The sequence below is a fragment of the Streptomyces sp. MnatMP-M17 genome, from assembly GCF_900091995.1.
Lineage (GTDB): Bacteria > Actinomycetota > Actinomycetes > Streptomycetales > Streptomycetaceae > Streptomyces.
This window is the reverse complement of the sequence record NZ_FMDK01000280.1, coordinates 1-3,385: the sequence shown is the minus strand read 5'-3', so window position 1 is coordinate 3,385 and position 3,385 is coordinate 1. Positions and strand designations below refer to the sequence as shown.

Genomic DNA, 3,385 nt, shown 5'->3' with positions numbered 1-3,385 from the left:
GCGGGGGCCCGCCGATCTCGGCGGCGAGATGCAGTGGTCGGGTGGCGGACATGGCGGGCCTTACCTTTCGGCTTCGGACGGGCCGCTCGGGGCCCGGCCGGCGGTTGAGGACACGGCACGCGGACCGTCGGTCGATCCCGCGAGCGGATCATCCGGCGATGGCAGCACGGCGCGCGGCCGGTCGCCGGAGGAGGACACAGGCCCGGTGCGGAAGGGCAGTTCACCGAGGAGGCTGAGCGCGGCCCGCGCCGTCGCGTCGTTCTGCCGGAACGCCGGTCCGCCGGTACGGGGCCGGGTGAACGCGCCGCTGGAGCGGGCGGTGGTGTACGGGCCGAGTGCGAAACGCCGTGGATGCGGACGGCCGTCGCGCTCCACGAGCCGTCCGTCGTCCGGGTCGACCTTGACCAGACCGGCTCCGGCGGTGACGGCCGCGCCCTCCTCGTACAGCGCGCGCAGCAGCGGGCTGCGGGTGCGCTCCGGCGAGGAATCGGGCAGCCGGGCCTCGACCAGGGCGCGCGCCTCGACGTACTCACCGGGCACACCGGCGCTGCGGGCCCGGAAGACGCCCTGCCGGTCATCGGTCTCGACCGTCATGTCCGGGCCGAGGAAGCGGACCACACCGGCCCGCGAGAGCGCGAGCAACTGGCGCAGTCTCGGGCCCGGCGGGCCGGAGGCGAGATAGCTGAAGAAGCCGTGCCACCGGTCGTCCATGTCCCCGAGGTCGCCGAGGCGCACGAGCTGCCCGTAGACCGAGAGCAGCCCGTGGAAGACGGCCAGGTCCGCACTGTGGGACGGATCGTGCCGACGGACGAGATCGGCGGCTATGTACGCGCGCAGCGCGTCCTGGAGTGCGTCGTACGAAGGAAAGCGCAGCCCGTCCAGCGGCCGGTCGAGGGCGGCCAGATCGATGCGGTCTGCGGGATCCGGTACGGCGGTGGTGACCAGGGCGTCCAGCTCCGGGCTGCCGGGATCGGCTGCCGCGTACTTCTCCTCGAAGTCGGTCCAGCCGACGCGCGTACGCTCGGGATGGGCGCTGAAGAGCCGGTGGTAGTGGGCGAATCCGAGTTCCTTGTCCACCAGCGGCCGGAGATCGCGCTCGAAGTCGGGCGGGCCCGGCCTGCTCAGCAGCTCGTCGATCTGCCCGGACCCCAAGAAGCGTGGCAGCGGCGGCCGTTCACCGTCCGGACCGTAACCGATCTTGGAGTGGTACGGGACTCCGCGCCGCGATCCGACGTACAGGACCGGCTCCCGTCCCGATGGGTGGTACGTGAGCGCTCCGCCGTCCTGGTCGGCGCTGCCGTCGTCGGCGCTGCCCGAGTACCGTCCGCCGCGTCCCTCGGTCAGGAGCACCATCAGATCGACAAAGGCGAGTCCGAAGCCCCGGACGAGTACGGGCTCACCGGCGGGCAGTGCGGAGAGATCGCTGTCGGCGGTGAAGTCCGGCGGCAGATGGATCAGTTGGTGGCGGCGCGCGAATTCCCCCAACTCCCGCGTCCGCGCGTCCGGTTCACCGTCGAGATGGCCGAGGGTGAGCACGACGAGATCGGCGAGCAGCGGCTCGGCGCGGTCCTCCAGCCAGACACGCTGACGTCCGCCGCGCGGGCCGCTGATCCGCAGGGCGTGGGTTCGGTGGAGATGGAGCGTGACACCGGGCGGCAGGGCGGCCACGGTCTGTTCGTACACCCAGCTCAGATAGGCGCTCTGCACCTGTCTGCTGGGAAAGGTCTGGCCGGTGAGCGCGGTTATCGCCGCACGGAGTCCCGGCTCGGCCCGCTCGGACTCTGCCGGGAGCGCTATCCGGCCCTCCCTGACCGCCCGGGCCCATTCGTGCAGCGCGGGCCCCGGCCGTACGGGCCCTTCCAGGACGACCGATTCGTCGGTGTACATCGTGACGTCCTCGGCCATGGAGTTCATCCACAGCAGCGGTGACTGGTCACGGCGCCAGATCCGGCCGGCGCCCGGCGGATACGGATCCACGAGATGGATGTCCAGCGGCCGGCCGTCGTACAGGGACGGCGCGTTGGCGGCGAGCCGCTCCAGAAAGCCCGTGCCGCGCGGGCCCGCGCCGATCACGATGAGGGAGGGAGTGACGACCGGAGTTACGGCCGGAGGGCGGACATCACCCGTTGACGCAGGCGGCACAGGCGGCACGGACGACGCAGGCGACTCGGACGGCACAGGTGGCACAGGCATGCGAAGGCTCCGTGGATACGGTGATCGAACACGGGATGTGCCTTCACAGACAGTGCGGGCGGACCGAGCCCCTCAGCAGGATCCACCGCACCACCGAGGCTAAGCGGTGTGTACGGCCTGTTGTCAAGCTCGTCCGGACTGTGAGCGTGCGGTCTCACTCAGTTGACGTGGAAACGGATGCCTGTTCCACTTGATCCCATGCATCGGCAGCAGTGGCTGGTCACGCGCTCCCACATCGACTTCGGTCGAGTGTGGTCCTCTTCCTGTTGAGCTGACACCCTGCACGGCCCGGCAGTCCCGGCGCTTCCGCGCCGTTCCGCGTGCCTTCACACGCAGAGCGTCACGCTCGAATCCCCTCGCCCGTGTTGTCCGCCCGCCATTCTCAGCAATCACAACCGCAGCAGTCACAACCGCTGCAATCGCAGTCGCAGTCGCGGCAGCAGCCCTCCCGCTTCTTGCGCGACCACGGACCTTCGTACTCCTTCGCACAGCACAGCTTGCAGGTGCAGCACAGTCCGACGAAGACCGCGCAGCCGGCCCAGAAGCCGCGTCTGCCGGGCTTCTGCGGCTCCGGCACGGGGCCCGGCAGCCCGCCCGGGCCACCGGGTCCGCCCGGTACGCCCGGATGTCCGCCGCCATAGGGATTGTTCGAGCCGTAGGGCCCGTACGCTGCAGGGCCCTGGCCGGCGTACGGATTGCCCTGCGGCGGCAGACCGCCCTGTCCGTCCTGGCCGCCCTGTCCGTCCCGGCCGCCCTGCGCCGCGTGCCCACAGGCCGTCGTACCGAAGGCGCGGTCGACGGATATGCGCAGTTCATGCGCGAGCAGCACATGCGCCAGCCGGTCGTCGGTGAACTCCGCGTCCCGCAGCGCGAGCCTGATCCCGCGCACCGCGTCATCGGCGAGCCGTCGGGCCTCCGTCAGCGAGGTGCCGGTCGCGGTGAGCGGATTCCAGGCGCCCGACGCCTCGTCAGCTCGCTGGTCCTCCACGGCATCCAGCAGATGGGCGAGCCGGCCGAAGAGCCGGCCGGCCTCGGCGAGCGGCGCGCTGTTGCCGGGCCGGCCGGCCAGTACGGCGGTGTGCGCGAAGGCGGCGGCGGTGGCCGTCTCGGTCGGTTCGGTGACGGTGAGCAGCGGAGTGCCAGGGCCGGCCAGCGCCTCGATCTCCGGCTGCCGGTCGATCGCGTCGACCAG

At 71.4% G+C, this 3,385-nt stretch carries 1 protein-coding gene and 1 pseudogene; both read right to left on the bottom strand.

Going from position 1 to position 3,385, the window contains the following annotated elements; all coding sequences use genetic code 11:
• Positions 1-60 precede the first annotated feature (60 nt).
• Positions 61-2,142: an FAD/NAD(P)-binding protein gene (locus GA0115259_RS13305; RefSeq protein ID WP_370747681.1), complete on the bottom strand. Its 2,082-nt coding sequence runs from the start codon at positions 2,140-2,142 to the stop codon at positions 61-63.
• Positions 2,143-2,575: 433 nt separating this feature from the next.
• A pseudogene (locus GA0115259_RS13300) lies at positions 2,576-3,385 on the bottom strand (hypothetical protein); the annotation flags it as partial.